Origin of the sequence: Agrobacterium sp. M50-1, from assembly GCF_049843495.1 — a bacterium.
Lineage (GTDB): Bacteria > Pseudomonadota > Alphaproteobacteria > Rhizobiales > Rhizobiaceae > Agrobacterium > Agrobacterium radiobacter.
In genome coordinates, this window is sequence record NZ_JBBHZH010000010.1 from 78,633 (window position 1) to 100,222 (window position 21,590).

A 21,590-nucleotide genomic window follows, 5' to 3' on the forward strand; every position below is an offset into this window, starting at 1 on the left:
GGGCCTGCCCGGAGATCGTCCGGACAGGCTTCTGAGAGCGATGAAAGAGCGCTTAGTTCAGCTTGGCGCCTTCATAGGTCTTTTCGAAGCGGCGCAGACCGGTGTTGGAGCGCTCGACGGCCTTGTCGAGTTCAGCCTGGATATCGGCGTTCTGCATGAAGATGGCTTCGAGCGAAGTGGCGACTTCCTTGCGGATCTGCGTGAAACCGCCGAGGCGGATACCGCGGGTATATTCGGAAGGCGGCGTAAACGTCAGGCTCTCGATCGCCTTTTCGCGGCCCTTATAGGGAGCCTTGTCGTAGAAACCATTGGCCTTCATGGCGTCGAAGCCGGTCTTGGTGACCGGGATGTAGCCGGTGACGGTCGACCACCACTCAACCATATCAGGCTGGGCGATGAAGTTGAGGAATGCGGCTGCACCCTTGTATTCGGCGTCCGGACGACCGGCCATGACCCATAGCGAAGCGCCGCCGACCAGTGAGTTGTGACGTTCCGCGCCCTTCCAGATCGGCAGCATGGCGACGTCCCACTTCACGCCTTCAGGCATGGCCTTGCCAACGGTGCCGTGGCTGGCGATGGAGGACATGAACATCTGGCAGGTCTGCGAGGTGAAGGCCGGCAGGATGTCCATGCCAAGCTGCTTGGTCTTGACGACGAACAGCTTCTCGTCCTGCATCTTCTTGAAGAATTTGACCTGATCGACGAACTTGGTCTTGTTGATCGTCAGTTCCGCGTCGAGACCCTGATAGCCGTTGCCCTTGGTGGCGATCGGCTGGTTGTGGATGGCGGAGAACTGCTCCATCAGCATCCAGGTGTCGAAGTTGAAGGCGAGCGGGCATTCGAAACCGGCGGCCTTCAGCTTCTTGGAGGCTTCTTCAACCTGCTCCCAGGTGTCGGGCTTGAAGGTGATGCCGGCTTTTTCGAAAGCGTCGACATTGTAATAGAAGACAGCTGTGGAGGAGTTGTAGGGGAACGAGTTCAGCTCACCGGCGGCCGTGGCGTAATAATTGGCGATGCCGGGGAAATAATTGTTCCAGTCGATCTTGTAGCCATTGTCGGCCATCAGCTTCTTGGCGGGTACGAAAGCCTTGGACAGCATCATGTCCAGCGTACCGGCGTCATAAATCTGGGTGATGGCGGGCTGCTTCTTGGCGCGGTAGGCGGCAATGGTGTTCTGCAGTGTGGATTCGTAATCGTTCTGCGAGGTGCAGACGATCTCGAATTCGGCCTGGGAATCGTTGAACTTCTTGCAGGTCTCCTGCACGCGGTCACCAAGATCGCCGGAAAGGCCGTACCAGAATTCGAACTTGGTCTTTTCTGCCTGGGCGGCCGTGGCGCCGAAGGCGGCGGCGATTGCGACGCCGGCCACGAAGGAAGTCAGAGCGGAAGATTTCATGAGTTAGCCCCGTTGATGGAATGATGGCCTGCTCGGCAAGGACCTCATGTCCCCGGCACGTAGCCACGGGCTCTGCTAACAGCCGTCTTTGACGGATCGCTTACATTTTGTTGAACATTTTATGATGACTGGCCGCGCAGCCCAATCTGCGCGGCGGAAAAGCCGAAAAATCTGGATTTATCCTTATTTATCAATCGGTTTACGTTTTTGGCCCGTTTTACTACCTGCTGCTGAATGGTTCTCGAAAGTCAACCGCGGCGTGCGGCCTCGATGGTGGCGACGTCGATTTTCTTCATATCCATCATCGCCTCGAAGGCGCGCTTGGCTTCCGCGCCGCCGGCGGCCATGGCGTCCATCAGCACGCGCGGCGTAATCTGCCAGGAGACGCCCCATCTGTCCTTGCACCAGCCGCAGGCGCTTTCTTCACCGCCATTGCCGACGATGGCGTTCCAGTAACGGTCGGTTTCTTCCTGGTCTTCGGTCGATATCTGGAACGAAAAAGCCTCGCTCTGTTTGAAGGCCGGTCCGCCATTGAGGCCGATGCAGGAGACGCCTGCAACGGTGAACTGCACCATCAGCGCATCTCCCTTCTTGCCGGACGGATAATCGCTCGGCGCATGGTGGACGGCGGTTACCGCGCTGTCCGGAAAGGTCTCGGCATAAAATCTGGCGGCTGCTTCCGCATCCTTGTCGTACCAGATACAGATCGTGTTCTTTTCCACCTGCATAATCCTCCCTAGTTGAAATCGTCCCCCCTGCCGCCGGGCAACTTGCTTGCCTATTGCCAGTTCCCGATCAGGCATAAAATGCAGCCGCGGCGCAAACGTTCCGAAAACGCTGCATCGATCACCGCTAAAGCCAGCGTCAATGGGGCCGTCAGCCATAAAATCCGCGGGTACAGGCGCGCACCGCAAACACGGTCGTCAAATCAATTGTGTCTTCCCGATGCATTGCCGGGTCTTGCGATCTCTACGGAAAGCAAGTCCCCGGCTCGGACGTAAAGTAACGATAGAACTATTGCATCGTCGTGACTTCGGCCAAGGGCACAGGCATGAAAGGAAGGCCAGCGAACGGAAATTTTTCTGAGCCATTCAATGTATCTGATGAAAATCAATATTATCATTAAATATTATTTAAGAATGAAATCATAATATTTGTGAATAATTTTGGATGGAAACATTCCTTTTTATCGGAGGATTGCGCGTGAGTATTCTTGATCGTGGTGCCAATGCTGTCGCGGTTCTCGCCGCGCTTTCCAAATCGCAGGCCATCATAGAATTCGACCTTTCGGGAAAGATTCTTACCGCCAATGAGAATTTCTGTCGGGCGCTCGGTTATGAGCTTTCGGAAATTGTCGGCAGGCACCACAGCATGTTCGTGGAGCCCTCCGTCGTGTCTTCTCAGGATTACAAGGCCTTCTGGTCCAAGCTATCGGCCGGCCAATTCGATCAGCAGCAATATAAGCGCATCGGCAAGGGCGGCCGGGAAGTCTGGATCGAGGCATCCTACAATCCGGTGTTTCGTCGCGGCAAGCCGGTGAAAGTCGTCAAGATCGCCACCGATATCACCGATCGCAAGCTGAAGGTGGCGGAAGATGCGGGCAAGATCGACGCCCTGTCACGGGCGCAGGCCATCATCGAATTCTCCCCTGATGGAGAGGTTCTGACTGCGAACGAGAATTTTCTGGCGGCGCTGGGATATTCGCTGGCGGAAGTGCAGGGCAGGCATCATTCCATGTTCTGCGAACCGGCCTATACGCAGTCGCCGCAATATAAGCAGTTCTGGAAGCGGCTGGCCGGCGGCGATCTCGTTGCGGACGAGTTCATGCGGCTTGGCAAGGGCGGCCGCAAGGTCTTCATTCAGGCGTCCTATAACCCGATCTTCGATCTGAACGGCAAGGTGTTCAAGGTCGTCAAATTCGCGACCGATGTCACCGGCCGCGTCGAAAATGTCGAAAAACTCGCACAATGCCTTACCGATCTGGCCGAGGGCGATCTTGCCCAGAACATCGATAAACCTTTCATCCCCTCGCTTGAAAGATTGCGCACCGATTTCAACGCAGCGTCGGAAAAGCTCAAAAGGGCCATGACGCTGGTGTCTGAAAATGCCGGCGCGATTTCTTCCGGTTCCAACGAGATCAGGTCCGCCGCCGATGATCTCGCCCGGCGCACCGAACAGCAGGCCGCCTCCATCGAGCAAACGGCAGCCGCGCTGGAAGAGATTACCACTGCCGTCAATGATTCAAGCCGCCGCGCGGAAGAGGCGGGCAAGATCGTCACCCGCGCTCGTGACCATGCGGAACATTCGGGCCAGGTGGTGCGCGATGCGATCGGCGCCATGGACCAGATCGAAAAATCATCGCGCGAAATCTCCAACATTATCGGCGTGATCGATGAGATCGCGTTCCAGACCAACCTTCTGGCGCTGAATGCCGGCGTGGAAGCAGCCCGCGCAGGCGAGGCGGGCAAGGGTTTTGCCGTGGTTGCGCAGGAGGTTCGCGAACTCGCGCAGCGTTCCGCAACGGCCGCAAAGGAAATAAAGAGCCTGATCAATGCCTCCGGCGCGCAGGTGGAAAACGGCGTCGGTCTTGTTACCAGGGCTGGCTCGGCGCTGCAGGAAATTGCCGAGCAGGTGCGGGATATCAACACCAATGTCGTGGCGATTGTCGATGCCGCGCGGGAACAGTCGACGGCGCTTGCGGAAATCAATCAGGCGGTCAACACCGTCGATCAGGGCACCCAGCAGAATGCCGCCATGGTGGAGGAACAGACCGCCGCAAGCCACAGCCTTGCGCGGGAAGCGGCCGCCCTGTTCGAGCTTCTCGGGCAATTCCGGTTCGACGACGCGACGCGATACACAGCCCCGGCGCGGGGCGGCTTTGAGCAGCAATCCGCGCCGGTGAGCTCGCATCGCAGCGCATCCCGCCCGCTTACGGCGCGCGGTTCCGCTGCGGTTGCCGTCAAGCATGAGGAGTGGCAGGACTTTTAGGGTGAGGCCTCAGCAAGCCGAGCCAATCACGCCAACGTCATCCTCGGGCTTGTCCCGAGGATCTGCAACGTATTGATTTTATTCGACGTGGTTAGATCCTCGGCACAGGGCCGAGGATGACGTCGACAGAATGTTGATCCTCCATTACTGACTTGAAAGGCGCTGCCCGCCGTCTGCGCCCCATCCGATCACGCCAGTCCATTCGGTGTTCGATACGTGATGACAAGCCGGAAAGCTGGGCATATCTTCCGGATTGGCCGATAATCGGCACATCGCGTTTGGAGTTTTCGGGGACTTTCGCTTGGCAGGGATATCGACAAGCCGCGTGGCTCTTGCCCTGTGTCTGCTGACCGCAGCCTTCGGCGCGGCGCAAGCCGAAGAGCCCGCCGGGGAAAAAGCCGCCTGCGCCTATACCCATGATGTCGCGCCGGACCTGTGCATCAATGTCGGCAGTTACAATAAAGATCTTTGCCACGCCATTGAGGTCCTTGCCGCCCGCCATGCTGTTCCGCCTGATTATTTCGCCCGGCTGATCTGGCGGGAAAGCCTGTTCCGGGCGAGTGCGGTCAGCCCGAAGGGCGCGGAGGGCATTGCCCAGTTCATGCCGGGAACGGCGCGGCTGCGCGGTCTTGACGACAGTTTCAACATCATCGCCGCGCTTGAAGCGTCTTCCCGGTATCTCTCCGAATTGAATGTGCAGTTCGGTAATTTCGGTCTTGCCGCCGCAGCCTATAATGCGGGGGAGGCGGGCTTGCGGAACTTCATCGCCAACGGTCGCCTGCCGACCGAAACCCGGGATTATGTGTTTGCGATCACCGGTTATCCGGTGGAAACCTGGAAGGACAACCCGCCGGACAAGGCGGCGCCGGCACTGGATGACAGCCGGCCTTTCCTCGATGCATGCGTGCGTCTCGCAGACACCCGCACCATGAACGATCCCGTCCTCATTGCATCAGCAGACTGGGCGCCCTGGGGCGTGCAGCTTGCGGCGCATTATAATCCTGCTGTAGCGAACCGGCTTTTCACCCGGGCGATCCTGCAGCTTTCGCAACCGCTGAATGCCGAAAGGGCGCTGATCGTGCGGCAGCGGGGTGGAAACTTCGGGTCGCGCCCGCGTTATGCCGCCCGCATCGGCCGCGAAACCAGAGCCGAAGCCAACACCCTTTGTGGCGATATCCGGCGGGCGGGCGTTCCCTGCACCGTGTTCCGCAACCGGTAAAAACGGCCGAGCCGGACCGGCGAGTCTTCTTTCCGCGACAAGGCTGATCATAACAAATTGATCGGCTTGAAGGACGTCCCATCTTTCAGGCGGAAATGTTCATGCATAGATTTGCCGCGAATGCTGGGCGACAGGGGCCGGCTGCATGCGTGGGGAATGATCTGGAAATGAAATGGTTTGAAACCGGATGTCTGGCGGCCGTTCTGGTCGTCGTTGCGGCGTGCACCAGCGCCGGGGAGACGCAGGTCTCCCGCACCGTCGCAAGTTTCGTGGGACAGCCGCGTGACGCCGCAATCGCCCGGCTTGGCCGCCCGAACAAGGTCATCATCGAAAACGGCGAAACCGAATCCTACTGGCTGAAGGTCGATGTGGAGACCTATGCCGGCCTCAGCAACAGGCGCGAAGTCAGGAACGTGGACGGGCAGTCGCGGGTCTCGGAAACCGAAGGCATGAAGATCAAGGAACATCGCCGCGACTGCATCATCAAGATCACCGCGAATGCCGCCTCAACTATCAAGACGAGTGAGATCATCGGCAATCCCGCCAACTGCGAGACGCTTCTCAATCGTCCAGCCTCCTGAGAAGGTCCGTCGCAGCCGCTGCGGTTGCCGAGTGCCTCAGAGCTCCATCTTGATGGTGAGCATATATTCGGTGCCCTTCGCCCGGTCGCGCGTGCGGGATACTTCAAGTGTGACCTTGTCCAGCTTGTGCCCGAGGCTTTCCTTGATCGTTCCGCCCGGTGTGTCCTCGCGTCGGAACGAGGTGTTGCCGTAACCGACGCCCATTTTGCGGGTAATGGCGTTTTCCGTGTAGGTTCTTCCGAACATGGCGGAAGCCTGGCCGCTGCGCACCGTCGTTTCGAAGCCGCGGGAATCGATGTCGCGATAGGCCGAGGCGGCAATCGAATTGTCCGAACTGCTGTAGCTGCCGCCGGCACTTATTCTGGCGAGGCGATGACCGTCATGTTCGAGAGAGAAATTGCCGTCGGCCGAAGGTCCGAAACGCCCGCCGTTCATGGCGTCCTTATAGGTGAAGCGGAAGCGGCCGCTGCGCGCATCCACCTGATAATTATAGGAGGCGTCGCCGCTGCGGATCTGGATACCCGGCGCCGGCTCGCTGCCGAGGATCGGCGAAACCTTGTCCGCGAACTGGAACAGGGGTTTGGTGACCTGATCAAACTCCGACTTCGACAATTCCACCGGCTTGCCATCGGGGTCGAATTTCCCGACCGCGAGGCAGGGGCGCTGGTTGATGATGCTCTTCAGGGCAAAGACCGTGCAATTATCGCTGGTCGTGCCGGCAATCGCGGCGTGGACGGAATTGCGCAGGGTGTAGCTGCCGCAGCAGGAGAAGGCTTCATTGTCCAGACTGGCATCGCGCGTGTAGCCCGTAAAAACAATGCCGCTCGCCCCGTTGTTCAGGCCGATATTGGCGAAATGCGGGCCGCTTTGCAGCGGAAAGAGCTTCAACTGGCCCTGGTCGGCAAGCGTTTTCGGGTTGGAAGGTGATGGAAGCGGCATTCTTCTTCTCTCCTGAAACACGGGAACGGTGTGTTTTTTTACCATCGTAAATTGAAGCCGCAACCCTTAACTGTACCCCGTGATATATCCCGTTCCTGTGGATGAGAGTGACCGCTGTTGTTACTGTGAGCCTGTGCGCATATGTTGGAGTACTTAATCTTGATTTGCGGGCAAGGCGGACAGGCGCATAATGACCTCCCAGTTGGATTTTTTCGCTTCCGCGTCAGCGCGGCTTCCGCAGGCTGAAAGAGGGCGAAAAGCGGGTGGTCGCGAAACGACCCAAAAGACCGCTACGGACGATGAGGCCCTTGCCGGATATCTTGAATCTACCGGCAATTATCGTGTCCTGCGCCGGCTGCAGCCGCGCGCGGTCGTCGACCGGCCAAGGCCGGATTTTCCCCGCCAGGGCGTCATCCTCGATACGGAAACGACGGGCCTCGACCATCGCACGGACGAGATCATCGAAATCGGCGTCATCACCTTCACATTCGACGATAACGGTGCGATCGGCGATGTCACCGGCATCTATGGCGGGTTGCGGCAGCCCGCTATTGCCATTCCCGAAGAAATCACCCGCCTGACCGGGATTACCGACGAGATGGTTGCGGGACAGTCGATCGACATGGCGCGGCTGACTTCCCTCATTGCCGATGCTGATTTGATCGTCGCTCACAATGCGGGTTTCGACCGCCCCTTTTGCGAGGCCTTCTCGCCAATCTTCCGCAACAAGGCATGGGCGTGCTCGGTTTCGGAAATAGACTGGCGTGTGCGTGGTTTCGAGGGCAACAAGCTTGGTTATCTGATCGGACAGTCAGGTTATTTCCACGACGGCCATCGCGCGGTGGACGATTGTTTCGCCTTGCTGGAAGTGCTGGAGCAGACGCGCCCCGGCCAGAGCAGCAGGCCATTTGCCGAACTCCGTGAGGCGAGCCAGCGGTCAAGGGTGCGCATCTACGCGGAAAACAGCCCCTTCGACATGAAGGATCATCTGAAAAAGCGGGGTTATCGCTGGTCCGACGGTTCCGATGGCCGGCCGAAATCCTGGTGGGTGGAACTGCCGGAGGAAAAGCTCGAAGAGGAACTGCATTTCCTGCGGACCGAAATCTACCGCTGGGATGCCGACCCCACAGTCAAATATCTCACCGCTTTCGACAGGTTCAAGGCCGGCTGAAACACGGGGTATTTCGGCTTTTCAGATTGCATACAATTTCTGCAATGAATCGAAAACAATCGATGTAAAATTGGGCAGGTCCGCACACGGGTTTCGGGTGCGCAGAAAAATATCATTTTACATCAATGGCTAAGCCGATTGGCACGCCTCCTGCATGACAAAGACGTCGCAGGAGAGTGTTTATGAGCAAAGCCGCAGCAATCGACATCGCTTCCGTATCGAAGATTTACGGCAACACCACCGCCGTGCATGCGATTAGCCTCAAGATACCGGCCGGGAGCTATTGCTGCCTGCTCGGCCCATCGGGCTGCGGCAAGACCTCGACGCTCAGGATGATTGCTGGCCACGAGAGCATCTCCAGCGGTGACATCAGGCTCGGCAATGTGGTCGTCACCGATCTGCCGCCGGCCAGACGCGGCACGGCAATGATGTTCCAGTCCTATGCGCTGTTTCCACATCTCGATCTCGTCGACAATGTCGCCTTCAGCCTCAAGATGAAGGGTGTGGACAAGGAAGGTCGCCGGGCGAAGGCGCTTGAAATGCTGCAGCTGATGCAGCTCGAACCCTATGCCAGCAGGCGTCCGGCCCAGCTTTCCGGCGGGCAGCAGCAGCGCGTGGCGCTGGCGCGTGCGCTCATCACCGATCCCGAGGCGCTGCTGCTGGACGAGCCGCTTTCCGCGCTGGACCCGTTCCTCAAAATCCGCATGCGCGCCGAGCTGAAGAAGCTGCAGACCTCGCTCGGCATCACTTTCGTCCACGTCACCCATAGCCAGGAAGAGGCCATGGCGCTGGCCGATATCATCGTCGTCATGAATGACGGCCGTATCGAACAGTCAGCCACCCCCCGCGAGGTGTTCGAGCGTCCCGCCACCGCCTTCGTTGCCCGTTTCATGGGCGACCACAACGTCATTTCCGGGCGTTTCCGGGAAAAGGTTGACGATCTCGTCACGCTCGAAGTGGCCGGCGGCGGCACTTTCACGGCAAGCGGCGTCGCCCCGGATGACGGCGCGATCGATATCGCCGTGCGCACCGACCGCGTCCGCGTCGGTGAGGCAGACCAGCCGGGCCTCGGTTTCACCGGCATCGTCTCGAATGTCGAATATCGCGGCGCAAGCGTGAAGATCGCCGTGACCGGCGCGGGCATTGAGGACTTCAACGTCATCCTCAGCGATGCCGCCTTCTTCGAAAACCCGGTCAGGACCGGTGACGCCATACCGCTTTCATGGAATGCGGCCGATGCCATCGTGCTCGGCCGGGTAGAGAAGTGACCCCAAAAATAACCAGAGGAGAACTTTGAAATGACAGACATCACCAGCAGCAAGAAGGGCCTTTCCCGCCGCGGCCTCCTGAAGGCGGGTGCGGCCGCCACGGGCGCCGCAATCGGCTCCGGCCTCATCACCGGCTTCCCGACCATCTGGGCGCAGAACCCCATCACCATCCGCCAGTTCGGCACCGGCGTGTCGAACCTCAACGCCATTGCCGAAAAGTGCAAGGCCGATCTCGGCATCACGCTCGAAATGACGGCGACGGATTCGGATGCCGCCGCCCAGCGCGCCGTCACCCAGCCGAACTCCTACGATATCGCCGATATCGAATACTGGATCCTGAAGAAGGTCTATCCCGCCGGCGTCATCCAGCCGATGGAAATCAAGAAACTCAAATATTACGACAAGATCGTGCCGCTGTTCAAAAACGGCAAGCTGAAGCCGGACAGCGTCGTGGCGCAGGGCACGGCCCCGCACACGGTCGGTTTCGTTGAAAAGCCCGGCGACAAGACGTTCGCCAAGGGCGAGACCGATTATTTCACCATGGTCCCGACCATCTACAATGCCGACACCCTCGGCATCCGCCCCGATCTCGTCGGCCGCGATATCACCAGCTGGGCCGATATCATGGACCCCAAGTTCAAGGGCAAGACCTCGATCCTCAACATCCCCTCCATCGGCATCATGGATGCGGCCATGATCATGGAAGCCATGGGCAACATCAAATATGCCGACAAGGGCAACATGACCAAGGAGGAGATCGACAAGACCATCGACTTCCTCATCAAGGCGAAGAAGGACGGCCAGTTCCGCGCCTTCTGGAAGAGCTTCGATGAAAGCGTCAACCTCATGTCATCAGGCGAAGTCATCATCCAGTCCATGTGGTCGCCTGCGGTTGCTGCGGTCCGCTCCAAGGGCATAGCCTGCAAATACCAGCCGCTGAAGGAAGGTTATCGCTCCTGGGGTGGCGGCCTCGGTCTCGCCAAGCATCTTTCCGGAGCCAAGCTTGATGCGGCCTATGAATATATCAACTGGTACACCTCGGGCTGGGTCGGCGCTTATCTCAACCGTCAGGGCTATTATTCCGCCGCCATGGAAACGGCCAAGGAGCACATGTCCGCCGACGAGTGGGGTTACTGGGTCGAAGGCAAGCCGGCGCAGGGCGACATCATCGCCCCTGACGGCAAGGTCATGGAAAAGGCGGGCGCGGTGCGCGACGGCGGCTCCTTCGAGGAGCGCATGGGCAAGGTCGCGTGCTGGAACTCCGTCATGGACGAAGACCGCTACATGGTCCGCCGCTGGAACGAATTCATCGCGGCCTGATCTATGTAAAAAACAAGACTGGCGGCGGTTTATCGTCGCCGGTCCTGAAATCGGCAGGCGCACAAACCTCTCGTCCGTCATCCTCGGGCTTGACCCGAGGATCTAACGATCCACCACCTCAGACGTGGTTGGATCCTCGGGTCAAGCCCGAGGATGACGTCGAGAGTGTGGAGGGCTTGTTACGTGCTGGCTGGCGGCATTGCCGCCGGTGCTTCCGCAAATTCAGGGAAAGGCTCGGATATGGTGACGGTCAGGTTCATCGGCGTCAGCGACAAAAAGGACAGACCGCCCCGCAGCTTCGCGCTGCCGCAAAAGCTTGTGTCCTATGTGCAGGCCGCCCCGCTTCTGCTGATCCTCGGCTTTTTCCTGGCTTTGCCGATCCTCATGATCGCCGTCGTCAGTTTCTGGGATTACGATTTTGCCCAGATGTATCCCGATTTCGTGACCTTCAATTATCTGGAAACGCTCGGTTCCTGGGTCACCTGGCAGACCTATCTCAACACCCTGAAATATGCCGCCGTGGTCTGGGCGATCACGCTGTTCTGCGGTTTCTGGGTGGCCTATTTCCTCGCTTTCCATATCCGCACCACCACGATGCAGATGGTGCTGTTCCTCGTCTGCACCGTGCCCTTCCTGACATCGAACATCATCCGCATGATTTCGTGGATCCCCGTTCTGGGTCGAAACGGTCTCGTCAACAGCGCGCTGGTCGGCACCGGCATCATTCCCGAGCCGATCGAATGGCTGCTTTATTCTGACTTCGCCGTGGTGCTCGCCATGGTGCATCTCTATACGCTGTTCATGGTCACGCCGATCTTCAACACGCTGATGCGCATCGACAAATCGCTGATCGAGGCGGCGCGTGACGCCGGCGCGACGGGCTGGCAGACGCTCAGCAACGTCATCATTCCCCTTGCCAAGCCCGGCATGGCCATCGGCAGCATCTTCGTCGTCACGCTGGTCATGGCCGATTTCTCCACGGTTCAGGTCATGTCCGGCGGCCAGAGCGCGTCGGTGGCGCTGATGATGAAGAACCAGATGTCGCTGCTGCAATATCCTGCCGCCGCCGCCAATGCCGTCATCCTGCTCATCCTCGTTCTTCTGATGGTCGCGGGCATCCTGCGCATCGTCGATATCCGCAAGGAGCTCTAGTCCCATGCATCAGGAAAAACGCGGTCGCGAATTCTATATCCTCGCCTTCTTTTTCGCCCTCTTCGTGCTGTTCCTTTACGGCCCGTTGTCGGCCATCCTCATCCTCGCCTTTCAGGGGCCGAATGGCGGGCTGACTTTCCCGTTGAACGGCGTTTCGCTGCACTGGTTCGGTAATCTCTTCGAACAGCAGGCTGTCGGTGATTTCGGCGGCTCCTTCCGCCGCTCCCTCGGTCTCGGGCTGATGGTCATGGCCGTCACCGTGCTCGTCTCTCTGCTGGCGGGCCTTGCCTTCCGGCGCAGGTTCATCGGCGCGACGCCGCTATTCTACCTGTCGGTCGCCAGCCTCGTCGTGCCGTCGATCATCATTTCACTCGGTATTGGTGTTCTTTTCCAGCAGCTTGGACTGGAACCTTCATGGTATACATCAGCTTTCGGGGCGCATCTCACCTGGACGCTGCCTTTCGGCGTGCTGATCATGCTCGCCGTCTTCAACCGCTTTTCGCCGTCCTATGAAGAAGCCGCCCGCGATCTCGGCGCATCCTCCTGGCAGACCTTCGCCCATGTGGTGCTGCCGATGATCGCGCCGAGCCTGATCGGCGTCGGCCTGTTCGGCTTCACGCTTTCTTATGACGAATTCGCCCGCACATTGATGACGTCAGGCACCTACAACACGCTGCCGCTGGAAATCTACGGCATGACCACCAATGTCACGACGCCGGTGCTTTATGCGCTCGGTGCTGTTACAACCCTGTTTTCCTTCCTGGTGATTGCGGCCACGCTTGGCCTGATCGTTACGCTCAATCGCCGCCATTCACGCGGATAAAGAAACGTAAAATGCGCATTCTCGTCATCAATCCCAACACCACGCACTCCATGACCGCGACCATCGCCGACGCCGCGACGCGGATAGCCGGCCGCGATACGGAGATACTGGCCGTTACCTCGTCCATGGGTCCCGTCTCCATCGAAGGTTATTACGACGAGGTTTTCGCCGTGCCCGGCCTCCTGCTGGAACTGGCAAAGGCCCCGGCGCTCGGAGCCGACGCGGCAGTCATCGCCTGTTTCGACGATACCGGGCTCGATGCGGCCCGTGCTCTGGCCGATATTCCCGTTATCGGCATCTGCGAGGCGGCGGTCTCGGCCACCGCCTTCATCGCGCAGAAATTCACCATCGTCACGACGATGGAACGCTCACGGCTGCCTCTGGAACATCTGGTCCATCGTTATGGCATGTCCGCCCGCTGCAACGTGCGCGCCGCCGATATACCTGTCCTGTCGCTGGAAGATCCCGCCTCGAACGCTCGTGAAAGGCTGCGCGCGGAAATCTCGCTGGCCCTGAAAGAGGACAGGGCGGAGGCGATCGTGCTCGGTTGCGCCGGCATGGCCGACCTTGCCGCCGAATTGCGCAATGAATTCGGCGTGCCGGTTGTCGATGGCGTTGCAGCGGCCGTCAAACAGGCGGAATCGCTGGTGTCCATGGGGTTATCAACCGCCAAGCGCGGCGCTTATGCCACGCCGCTCACCAAGCCCTATCGCGGATTGCTGGAGGCATTTAGGCCGGACAGGCTCTCCGGGGCATCGGCAGACGGCGCAGACGTTCTCACGGCCTCCGCCCATAAAACGACGAAGGCGAGCTGATAGGCCAGATCGCGCTGGACGCTCTGCAATGCCGGATCGCTTAGAACTATTCTTGATCCGTTTCTCTTCAGCATGTTGAACCGCTCGGCCCTGGCAAGCATGGCCGTGACGTGAGCGCGGCTGATCCCGTACGCACGGGCGGCCGCCTTGCGGGAGAACACGCAACCCGTCGCATCGCACGCCTCTGTTTTCGCGGCCAATAACAAGTCCAACAGGATGGGGAAACCGGGCGCATGCCCAAGGAACATCCGCATCTCCTCCGAAACAAAAGACAAATCCTGCGCGTGCCGCAGTGACCAGCTCACACCGTCGATAACGGCGTCTGTTCCGACAGCCTTTTCGCCGGGTGTCTCCATTGCCGGGGAGATTTCCCATGGAGAAGCCGCGGTGAGATAGGCCGTGGCGAGCGTCTCGATTGCCGTAATGAGCCAGCCGCTCAGGCGCCATGGCCGCTCGCGGTTATCCCCGCCTGGCGGGTGCCGCTGCGCGGTATTTTCCAGTTCCAGCCAGTCGATCAATGCGCGTGTCCTGCGGCTGGATGCCCAGCCGGGTGGCACGACAACTGCCTGAACCGCCGCCAGCGTAAATTGCCCGCCATGACCAGATCCGAGGCCGATGGCGCACATGACGGTGGCGAACGCGCCGAAGTCTCCAAACGCGCGGACGAGGCGCTGCTCCTGTTTGAAGACGGCCGATATGTGGGTGCAAAGAGAGGTGACAGCATCATCAAAGGCGGCATCGTTCAGGATGCGGTTCGCAAGTAAGTCCAGCCTCTCTCGAAGCACGTCCGGCTGAGGCCGGACGAAGTCCCTTTTGGGGTGCGTCTTTGAAGCTGGAGCGCCTGCTTTTCCGGATACCTTTCTCCCATGTTTTTTCTATTCACTACTTTATGGCGAATTCGAAAGCGTGAGTTCTGTTCGCTGACGACGGCCGCTTGGGGCAGGGGTGACAGCCGAAAGGTTCCGCTCCGGAAGATGCGTGCATTTTGTTGCACTCCCCCGAGGCTCTGTTGCGCGGTATTAAAAAATACTCTCATAAATTGAATGTTAAGGGGCGCGTTAAAATGTGTTCCCTTTTGAGACGGTTTGCGAGGGTGACGCTGAAAATGAAGTTATCTACTGTTTTTATTGCATAATTTAATGAAGCCGTGGATGCGAAATCTTTCGTCCATTTGCCGTGAATACAATCTTTGATGGTTGCTTTTTAGGCATTGACGACATCGCGAAAGATGCATCCGAAACCACATGACACCCGAATGTTACTGCCATGTCTCGGGCGCGGTCGGCAGCGATGCCGGGCGGCGCGTGGAGCCCGTCATGCCTTTTATTCATCCCCGATTATTCAGAGGAGGTTGAAATGATTCAACTTAAACATGTTGCTTTTGTTGGCCTTGCGGCCATCGCGATGCAATTCGATATCCCGTCCATGGGCCAGCCGGCCCTTGCGAACGCGGCAACCCTCACCGCCGAGCAGACGGCGGCTTTCCAGTCGAAACTGGAACAGGCGGAAGCTAGCCGCGAACTGCTCGGCCGCCGATCCGTGTGCCTGATGGAACATCTGACGGCGCAACAGCAGCTCAGCGCCGACCGCGAGAAGGCGCTGGGGCAGGCCATGTACCTGCAGATCGAGCTGGAGCGGCAGGTGGTGCAGTCCGAAACCAGCGTGAAGGGCTATGAGGAGCTGGTTCAGTCCGAGAGCGAGAACGTCAGGGCGCGTCAGGCCACCTTCGAAAAAGCCCGCAGGGAAATGGACGAGCAGGCCAAGAGAGTAAAAATATGCAGCGGCGTCCTCTTCTTCCTGCCGGGAATTTGCCAGATCGGTGACGCCGCGGTGAAGGCGCTGGGCTGGATGAAGGATGCGGAGAGGGAATACCGCATCGCGCAGCCACGTCTGGACAATGCCCGGGCGGCTCTTGAAGGCGTTCGCAACCAGCTCGAAAACAATCGCCGCCAGCTTGCGGCGGCACAGCAGAGCCACGCGGAAAACCAGAAGGCGGTGAAAACTCTGGAGGAGCAGATCACCAGGCTCAAAGCGGCGATCTCCACCATCAACGTCAAGGTTCAGGACTTCAACATTCAGGTCGGCAACTTCACCAGCGCTCTCAAGGAAGCGAGCGAGGTCAATCCTGACGACGCGAAAATACGTCAGGTTACGCGGCTGTCCGCCGAGATCGACGGCCTGACCAAAGACGTGCCGCAGTTCATTTCCTCCACCGAGGCCGGACTGCCGGACGACGCGAAGAAGCAGTGCGGATCGTGAACGATCAACCCCATGAGTGTGCGTAACCACCCATCAACAGGAGCATGGAAAATGAACAATGTCGTGACGTTTGAAAGCCGGACCGCCCAAATCAACAGCGCGATCGACGCCGGCGTCGATGCGATCGTTTCGCAGCCGAATTTCAGCCTTCCCAAGTCTGATACGGCGCTTGTCCGGTCCTATGTCGATAAAATCCAGGGAACCTATGATGTCGAGCGCGCCAAGCGTGACACCGACAATGCGATCGACCTGCTTTACATCGCCTACAACACAACACCGCAGGAAGAGGACAAAATTCGCGCGCGCATCACTGCGATCATGGATGGATTGATTGATTCGCAGCAGAAGAGCGAAATAGTCATGAGAGGCGCGATAGGGACGGCCACCCGCATCGGTTCGTCCATCGCCGATCTTTTCCCGGATTGGCTCGATATCAGGGAGGGAAATGATCAGGCCGAAATCAAGGCGTTTGTCTCCAACGACCTGATAAAACTGGCGAAAAATATCCGCGATAGAGCACTGGAGGTGCGCAACGATCTTCTTAATCTTGCCGACACATATGACGCCATCATTGCGAAAACGGCTCAAGCCACCAGCATGAGCGAAACGGCTTTGAGCAGGCGTCTCGAAGACAAGGCGGTGATGGAGCGGGAAATCCACGAGGCCGATGCGCGGCGCCAACAGCTTGAATCACTTGTGAACGATCTCAAGGCGCAGGTTGCGGAATTTGAAAAGAAAGCCCGCGAATACGAACAGCGGGCGAATACGGCCGAACAGCGCGCTTTTGTCATGTCGATCGTTCGTGTCGGCGCGCAGATGATTTCCGGCGTCGTTCCTGCCATCGCCATGGTCGCGGGCGGACCGGCTTCGATGTTGGCGTCCTCGGTTGGCGGTGCTCTCTCAGGGCAGTCCAAAGGCGGGCAGGGTGCTGACGGACAGGGGCAGGGTGGTGGCGGCCGCACGCCCGCAACCGGCGACGGCAAGACGGATGCGGCGGCAACGCAGAGCAAGATTTCCGAGCAGAAGGCTGAACTCCGCAAAGCCGAGGAAAAACGCGACACCTTGAAGACGGATATCAAATCGCTGGAGGACAGCAGGTCGGCGCTGGCGAAGGAGGCCGACGGCGCCGATCCGAAATCGAGCAAGGCCGTGGAGCTTGCCGAACTCGATAAACGACTGACCGCGCGTGCTGCAGAACTGAAAGCGCAGGAGGAGAAGATTGCAAGTCAGCAAACCCTGATTTCCAGCCTGCAGGCTTCGCTCGACGCGCTCGACAAGGGGCTTGGCAAGCTCACCGACGAGCAGCAGCAGCAGGCGGCGAGCCTGCGTGAAATGCAAATGAAGATGATCGACAAGGTGGAAACCTATGAGAAAGAACGCCGGAACCAGGCCGCCGAACTCATAAAGATCAACGCTCTGCTCAAGGGCAAACAGGCCGAGGATGACAAGATCAAGCTTGCGGTCCAGTCGCTTAACGTCAGCATTTCGGCGCTGAAACGCATGAAGGAAATTATTGAGGAAATCGCCTTTTTCTTCAAAGGCTTCGCCGATTTCATGCAGGCCGTAGCCGACGATGCACAGCATCAGATCGACGGCATCGAAAATGTCGCGGGGCAGGAGACTATTCGCAGGAACCGCTTCGCCCAGCTCGTTCGCTCCGTTGACGAGTTCTTCGTCAGGCAGACCGCCCAATGGCACGCGGTGGTGACCGTCAGTGACAGATTCAACCGCAGCTTTGCGCACGGATGGTCGAAGCTCAACGGGTTGCAAGGCTCATATATCACAGGCCCCGCACTGACGAACTATATGGCGGAAGCCTCGGAGAAGCTCTCGGCCATCGTCGCCGAACGCGAGGCCGCTGCGGACGCAAAAATCGCGTCGCTGCAGGCGTATCGTCAGGATCTGAGCAAGACCGCCTGATCCCCTGAGACCCTGCCGTTCCCTTTCCGGCCCGGCAGGAAGCGCATCCATGGTCTCAGCCGGAATCGTCCCCCTTGGCATGGATCATGGGCAATGTCCTGCCGGCGCATATGCCGGCAGGGCGGCCACCGAAACTTCGACATTCACCAAATCAACGACGGGCATCCGGCCGCCATCGAAGCGCCCCATGCCGCGTCATTTTCAGAAAGGAGAAGACCATGCCGACAGTCAACAACCCTCCCGTTCTGGTGCCTCAGGACACCCCCGCCTGGTGCTTTGCCGCCGTCGAGCAGATGGTGCGGGCCTATCGCGGGCTTCCTGCGGCCACGCAATACGATATTGCGAGACGCAATACCGCAGCGCTCGCGACCGTCGATCCGCAGGTTCAGGAACGCTGGGAGCTGGCGCAGGTTCTGGATCAATCCGCCGGCATCCTTGAACTGGGCGGGGCAAATCCGAACAGCAATATCGTCAAGCTGGTGTCCAGCCAGTGGAACGCCTTCGATCACACCTCGACCGGCGGCCATTTCGTCAACGGTCTGACCGCCGATATCGTCAGGAGCGAGATTGATAACAACCGCGTCTTCGTGATCGGAACCGAATACCATTATTACCTCGTCTACGGCTACACCGTGAACGGCAAGGATCTCGAACTGCATATTCTCGACCCATGGCCGGCCGGGCGGGGCGGCGCCAGAACGCGCCTCGGACTGCAGGAATTTTTGGGCATGCCGGCCCGCGTCGCCATCACCTTCGGTTAGGCCGGAGCGCCGGCCGCCAACTGCATTCCCATCGACTGCCGGAGATATTCCGGCACCCAATCAACACCAGATCCCGCCACGCGATCCCGCACGTCAACGCCCGGGAACAGGTGGCTCATGTTCAAAAAAGGAGACACACATGCCAATTCTCAGCAATTTCGTGGTCAAGCATATCCGGCCCTTTGGTGAAGCGGGTTATGATGCTTTCGGCAATGCGCAGACGATCGAATTCCTCTCGAGCCTCGGGCTCAGCACGGGGGATATCACCAATATCTTCGCGGCATGGCGTCTGGCGGCCCTGGCTGATCCCGTCGGCGAGAGCAATCTTCTCGTTGCGGCAGCAAATGCGCTGGCGCAGGCGCGATGGGAAAACCTCTATGAGACCCAGATGAGTACGGTGCTGTTCCTCGATGATGTCCAGCTTGAATCCCTCAGCCATCTCGAGCCTGGTCCCAACCGAAACTTTTCGTGGCGGTCGCCGACCCCTATCGCCGCCGCGGTAACCATTCACAACGGCAGCAACAGGCATCACATCATCTGGGAGGCAACGGGTTTTTCCGGTGGTACGGATGAAAATGGCTGGATTTCGCACTTCTCCGATTTATTGCCGACCGAGCGATAGGCCCATCGTCGGATAATCGCCAGACGACGCCGGAAAGTTCTCGCAACTTTCCGGCGTCCCTGCCGCCAGCCCCTTCATATCCCTGTCATAATGGTGTCTGATACCGAAACCGCCTTTTGGTCGATATGTGTTGACGACTAGCCGTTGCACGCAGGGAGTTCTTTCGTGAAATCGTCAACACGAACCATAGAGACCGAGGTGCGCAGCCAGAGACGCGGCACGCCCGGCGAGGTTTTTGCGGCCTTCCTGAAACTCGGCGTCACCTCTTTCGGCGGTCCCATCGCCCATCTCGGTTATTTTCGCGATGAGCTGGTCGTGCGGCGCAAATGGATCGATGAGACCGGTTACGCCGATCTCGTGGCGCTGTGCCAGTTTCTGCCCGGCCCAGCCTCCAGCCAGGTGGGGTTTGCGCTCGGGCTGCTGCGCGCAGGCCCGCTCGGTGCGCTCGCGGCCTGGACGGCATTCACATTGCCATCCGCCATTCTCCTCCTTCTCTTCGCCATGGTCGCCGCCTCCATCGAAGGGCCGGTCGGCGCCGGCCTGTTGCATGGGCTGAAAATTGTCGCCGTCGCTGTCGTCGCGCAGGCGGTCTGGGGCATGGCGAAAAGCCTCGCGCCGGATCGTGAACGCGCCAGCATCGCGCTGGCCGGCATCGTCTGCGTGGTGTTTGTCGCCGGCGCCTTCGGGCAGGTTCTGGCGCTTGCCATTGGGGCCGTTGCCGGGCTGGTCTTCTGTCGTTCCGATGCCGCGGGGCAGGCCACCCATCTCGCCTTCCGTGTACCCAAAAGCGTCGGATATATCGCGCTTGCCGCCTTCGCCCTGCTGCTCGGTCTCCTGCCGCTGCTTGCTGCTGCGGCGGCTTCACAGGGTCTCTCTTTGTTCGACGCCTTTTATCGCGCCGGCGCGCTCGTCTTCGGCGGCGGCCATGTGGTGCTGCCGCTGCTGCAATCGGAAGTCGTCGCCACAGGCTGGGTCACGGAAGATGCCTTTATCGCGGGTTATGGCGCAACCCAGGCCGTGCCCGGTCCGCTCTTCACCTTCGCCGCCTATCTTGGTGCGGTGGTGGGGCCGCAGCCCAACGGTGCTGCTGGGGCGGCGATCGCCCTTGTCGCGATCTTCCTTCCGGGCATGCTGCTGCTCGTCGGCGCACTGCCCTTCTGGGAAGGGTTCCGCAAGCACCTTCTGGCGCAGGCCGCCATGCGTGGCGCAAATGCCGCCGTCGTCGGCATTCTCGGCGCAGCGCTTTATGATCCGGTCTGGACAAGCGCCATCTTCACCCCGAAGGATTTCGCCCTGGCGCTGACAGGCTTCATCCTGTTGACGATCTGGAAAACGCCGCCATGGGCCGTGGTTGTCCTCTGCGGGGCGGGCGGCGTTCTGCTTGCCTTGATATAGGCCTCATCCCGTAGCGCCCATGGTCTCGAACATCCAGTCGGAAAAGGCCTGCATGGCGGTTGTGGGCGGTTTCGATTGCAGCCGGGTCAGCCAATAGCTTCCGAGCGAAATGGTAACCGGAAAAGGCTGGATGATCGCGCCGGATGCGAGATGCCGCGAAAACATCGATGGCGGCGCTAGCGCCACGCCGAGCCCCTGCAGGGCGGCTTCCATCATGCCAAGAGACGTGTCGAAAACAATGCCTGCATTCACTTGCGCCGCGGGCGTCACGCCGGCGGCCGCAAACCAGTTACTCCATTCATCGGCCCTGTAGCTGCGCAGCAGCGTCGCCTCCATCAGATCGGCGGGCGTTTTCAGCATCTCCGCCAGTTTCGGCGTGCAAAGCGGGGAAAGAGGCGCCTCGAATAGTCGAAAGGCATCCGTGCCGTGCCAGGAGCCCTGGCCGAAACGAATGGCGAAATCCAGCCCTTCCGCCGCCATATCGACGCGGTTGTTATTGGTGGAAACCCGCACATCGATGAAGGGATGCCGCTTTTGAAACGCCTTCAGCCGGGGCAGCAGCCAGCCCACGGCAAAGGTTCCCACGACACCCAGAAACAGCAGCTCGCGCACCTGTCCGGCCTCGATCCGGTCGAGCGTCGTCGCCATCTGGTCGAAGGAGCTGGTCACCGTCGGCAGCAGGGCCTCACCTTCGGCGGTAATTTTCAGCCCGCGCGGAAGCCGTTGAAACAGCGAGACGCCAAGCCGCTTTTCCAGACCCTTCACCTGCTGGCTCACAGCCGCCTGCGTCACGCACAGTTCGATGGCCGCACGGGTGAAGCTCAGGTGCCGGGCGGATGCTTCAAAGGCCCGCAGGCCGTTCAGGGGAAGAAATTGCCGAACCATTCGAGACCTAGATTTTCTTGTGTCTCTTCCGAGATATCATGATTTGTTCGTGCAATGTAGGGCGGCTAAACGTCTT

General features: G+C 59.4%; 20 protein-coding genes. 15 read left to right on the forward strand and 5 right to left on the reverse strand.

The window, feature by feature from the left end:
* Window positions 1–52 precede the first annotated feature (52 nt).
* On the reverse strand, window positions 53–1,396 hold the full coding sequence (locus tag WDZ78_RS20865; protein ID WP_425674105.1) for an extracellular solute-binding protein: 1,344 nt from the start codon (window positions 1,394–1,396) through the stop codon (window positions 53–55).
* 248 nt (window positions 1,397–1,644) lie between these two features.
* Window positions 1,645–2,124, reverse strand: coding sequence for a VOC family protein (locus tag WDZ78_RS20870; RefSeq protein ID WP_026372415.1), 480 nt, complete (start codon window positions 2,122–2,124; stop codon window positions 1,645–1,647).
* Window positions 2,125–2,599: 475 nt separating this feature from the next.
* Here WDZ78_RS20870 and WDZ78_RS20875 point away from each other — a divergent pair, with 475 nt between their 5' ends.
* The 3 genes from WDZ78_RS20875 (at window position 2,600) to WDZ78_RS20885 (ending at window position 6,184) form a co-directional block, all read left to right on the forward strand.
* A complete protein-coding gene (locus WDZ78_RS20875; RefSeq protein WP_026372414.1) occupies window positions 2,600–4,384 on the forward strand; it encodes a methyl-accepting chemotaxis protein in 1,785 nt (594 codons plus the stop codon).
* Window positions 4,385–4,709: 325 nt separating this feature from the next.
* Entirely contained in the window at window positions 4,710–5,603 is an 894-nt protein-coding gene (locus tag WDZ78_RS20880) for a transglycosylase SLT domain-containing protein (protein WP_425674148.1), read from the forward strand.
* Between the two features lie 167 nt (window positions 5,604–5,770).
* A complete protein-coding gene (locus WDZ78_RS20885; protein WP_026372412.1) occupies window positions 5,771–6,184 on the forward strand; it encodes a hypothetical protein in 414 nt (137 codons plus the stop codon).
* Between the two features lie 36 nt (window positions 6,185–6,220).
* Here the strand turns inward: WDZ78_RS20885 and WDZ78_RS20890 are convergent, their stop codons facing one another.
* The gene (locus WDZ78_RS20890) at window positions 6,221–7,123 is read right to left on the reverse strand and encodes a hypothetical protein (protein ID WP_026372411.1); all 903 of its coding nucleotides are present in this window, start codon (window positions 7,121–7,123) and stop codon (window positions 6,221–6,223) included.
* A gap of 190 nt (window positions 7,124–7,313) precedes the next feature.
* Between WDZ78_RS20890 and WDZ78_RS20895 the strand changes: the two genes are divergently transcribed.
* The 6 genes from WDZ78_RS20895 (at window position 7,314) to WDZ78_RS20920 (ending at window position 13,672) form a co-directional block, all read left to right on the forward strand.
* Window positions 7,314–8,294: a 3'-5' exonuclease gene (locus WDZ78_RS20895; RefSeq protein WP_425674106.1), complete on the forward strand. Its 981-nt coding sequence runs from the start codon at window positions 7,314–7,316 to the stop codon at window positions 8,292–8,294.
* A gap of 182 nt (window positions 8,295–8,476) precedes the next feature.
* Window positions 8,477–9,562 carry an ABC transporter ATP-binding protein gene (locus tag WDZ78_RS20900; protein ID WP_425674107.1) on the forward strand — a complete coding sequence of 362 codons (1,086 nt, stop codon included), beginning with the start codon at window positions 8,477–8,479 and terminating at the stop codon, window positions 9,560–9,562.
* Window positions 9,563–9,592: 30 nt separating this feature from the next.
* Window positions 9,593–10,882 (forward strand): ABC transporter substrate-binding protein, encoded by a 1,290-nt coding sequence (locus WDZ78_RS20905; RefSeq protein ID WP_425674108.1) that lies wholly within the window; start codon window positions 9,593–9,595, stop codon window positions 10,880–10,882.
* A 240-nt stretch (window positions 10,883–11,122) separates the two neighbouring features.
* Window positions 11,123–12,034, forward strand: a complete 912-nt coding sequence (locus tag WDZ78_RS20910) for an ABC transporter permease (protein WP_425674109.1) — start codon at window positions 11,123–11,125, stop codon at window positions 12,032–12,034.
* A gap of 4 nt (window positions 12,035–12,038) precedes the next feature.
* Window positions 12,039–12,857: an ABC transporter permease gene (locus WDZ78_RS20915; RefSeq protein ID WP_003508216.1), complete on the forward strand. Its 819-nt coding sequence runs from the start codon at window positions 12,039–12,041 to the stop codon at window positions 12,855–12,857.
* An 11-nt stretch (window positions 12,858–12,868) separates the two neighbouring features.
* A complete protein-coding gene (locus tag WDZ78_RS20920; protein WP_425674111.1) occupies window positions 12,869–13,672 on the forward strand; it encodes an aspartate/glutamate racemase family protein in 804 nt (267 codons plus the stop codon).
* Here the strand turns inward: WDZ78_RS20920 and WDZ78_RS20925 are convergent.
* The gene (locus WDZ78_RS20925; protein ID WP_425674112.1) at window positions 13,564–14,190 is read right to left on the reverse strand and encodes a hypothetical protein; all 627 of its coding nucleotides are present in this window, start codon (window positions 14,188–14,190) and stop codon (window positions 13,564–13,566) included. The genes WDZ78_RS20920 and WDZ78_RS20925 overlap by 109 nt on opposite strands.
* Window positions 14,191–14,268: 78 nt before the next feature.
* Here WDZ78_RS20925 and WDZ78_RS20930 point away from each other — a divergent pair, with 78 nt between their 5' ends.
* The 6 genes from WDZ78_RS20930 (at window position 14,269) to chrA (ending at window position 20,629) form a co-directional block, all read left to right on the forward strand.
* Window positions 14,269–14,436, forward strand: a complete 168-nt coding sequence (locus WDZ78_RS20930) for a hypothetical protein (RefSeq protein WP_425674114.1) — start codon at window positions 14,269–14,271, stop codon at window positions 14,434–14,436.
* Window positions 14,437–15,028: 592 nt separating this feature from the next.
* Window positions 15,029–15,931: a hypothetical protein gene (locus tag WDZ78_RS20935; RefSeq protein WP_026372404.1), complete on the forward strand. Its 903-nt coding sequence runs from the start codon at window positions 15,029–15,031 to the stop codon at window positions 15,929–15,931.
* A 51-nt stretch (window positions 15,932–15,982) separates the two neighbouring features.
* Entirely contained in the window at window positions 15,983–17,851 is a 1,869-nt protein-coding gene (locus tag WDZ78_RS20940) for a hypothetical protein (protein ID WP_026372403.1), read from the forward strand.
* Window positions 17,852–18,069: 218 nt separating this feature from the next.
* Window positions 18,070–18,612, forward strand: a complete 543-nt coding sequence (locus tag WDZ78_RS20945; protein ID WP_026372402.1) for a hypothetical protein — start codon at window positions 18,070–18,072, stop codon at window positions 18,610–18,612.
* 139 nt (window positions 18,613–18,751) lie between these two features.
* Window positions 18,752–19,234 (forward strand): hypothetical protein, encoded by a 483-nt coding sequence (locus WDZ78_RS20950; RefSeq protein ID WP_026372401.1) that lies wholly within the window; start codon window positions 18,752–18,754, stop codon window positions 19,232–19,234.
* Between the two features lie 165 nt (window positions 19,235–19,399).
* Window positions 19,400–20,629 (forward strand): chromate efflux transporter, encoded by a 1,230-nt coding sequence (gene chrA, locus WDZ78_RS20955; protein WP_425674116.1) that lies wholly within the window; start codon window positions 19,400–19,402, stop codon window positions 20,627–20,629.
* Window positions 20,630–20,632: 3 nt separating this feature from the next.
* On the opposite strand, the gene WDZ78_RS20960 is transcribed toward chrA, so the two are convergent.
* Window positions 20,633–21,514: a LysR substrate-binding domain-containing protein gene (locus tag WDZ78_RS20960; RefSeq protein ID WP_425674117.1), complete on the reverse strand. Its 882-nt coding sequence runs from the start codon at window positions 21,512–21,514 to the stop codon at window positions 20,633–20,635.
* Between the last annotated feature and the right edge of the window lie 76 nt (window positions 21,515–21,590).

What these genes read in the sequence shown, in the direction of transcription:
- WDZ78_RS20905 (WP_425674108.1), top strand. Translation starts at nt 9,593, where the DNA reads ATGACAGACATCACCAGCAGCAAGAAGGGCCTTTCCCGCCGCGGCCTC.
- WDZ78_RS20890 (WP_026372411.1), bottom strand. Translation starts at nt 7,123, where the DNA reads ATGCCGCTTCCATCACCTTCCAACCCGAAAACGCTTGCCGACCAGGGC.
- WDZ78_RS20930 (WP_425674114.1), top strand. Translation starts at nt 14,269, where the DNA reads ATGACCAGATCCGAGGCCGATGGCGCACATGACGGTGGCGAACGCGCC.
- WDZ78_RS20960 (WP_425674117.1), bottom strand. Translation starts at nt 21,514, where the DNA reads ATGGTTCGGCAATTTCTTCCCCTGAACGGCCTGCGGGCCTTTGAAGCA.
- WDZ78_RS20935 (WP_026372404.1), top strand. Translation starts at nt 15,029, where the DNA reads ATGATTCAACTTAAACATGTTGCTTTTGTTGGCCTTGCGGCCATCGCG.
- WDZ78_RS20870 (WP_026372415.1), bottom strand. Translation starts at nt 2,124, where the DNA reads ATGCAGGTGGAAAAGAACACGATCTGTATCTGGTACGACAAGGATGCG.
- WDZ78_RS20885 (WP_026372412.1), top strand. Translation starts at nt 5,771, where the DNA reads ATGAAATGGTTTGAAACCGGATGTCTGGCGGCCGTTCTGGTCGTCGTT.
- WDZ78_RS20920 (WP_425674111.1), top strand. Translation starts at nt 12,869, where the DNA reads ATGCGCATTCTCGTCATCAATCCCAACACCACGCACTCCATGACCGCG.
- WDZ78_RS20940 (WP_026372403.1), top strand. Translation starts at nt 15,983, where the DNA reads ATGAACAATGTCGTGACGTTTGAAAGCCGGACCGCCCAAATCAACAGC.
- WDZ78_RS20900 (WP_425674107.1), top strand. Translation starts at nt 8,477, where the DNA reads ATGAGCAAAGCCGCAGCAATCGACATCGCTTCCGTATCGAAGATTTAC.
- WDZ78_RS20895 (WP_425674106.1), top strand. Translation starts at nt 7,314, where the DNA reads ATGACCTCCCAGTTGGATTTTTTCGCTTCCGCGTCAGCGCGGCTTCCG.
- WDZ78_RS20865 (WP_425674105.1), bottom strand. Translation starts at nt 1,396, where the DNA reads ATGAAATCTTCCGCTCTGACTTCCTTCGTGGCCGGCGTCGCAATCGCC.
- WDZ78_RS20915 (WP_003508216.1), top strand. Translation starts at nt 12,039, where the DNA reads ATGCATCAGGAAAAACGCGGTCGCGAATTCTATATCCTCGCCTTCTTT.
- WDZ78_RS20910 (WP_425674109.1), top strand. Translation starts at nt 11,123, where the DNA reads ATGGTGACGGTCAGGTTCATCGGCGTCAGCGACAAAAAGGACAGACCG.
- WDZ78_RS20945 (WP_026372402.1), top strand. Translation starts at nt 18,070, where the DNA reads ATGCCGACAGTCAACAACCCTCCCGTTCTGGTGCCTCAGGACACCCCC.
- WDZ78_RS20950 (WP_026372401.1), top strand. Translation starts at nt 18,752, where the DNA reads ATGCCAATTCTCAGCAATTTCGTGGTCAAGCATATCCGGCCCTTTGGT.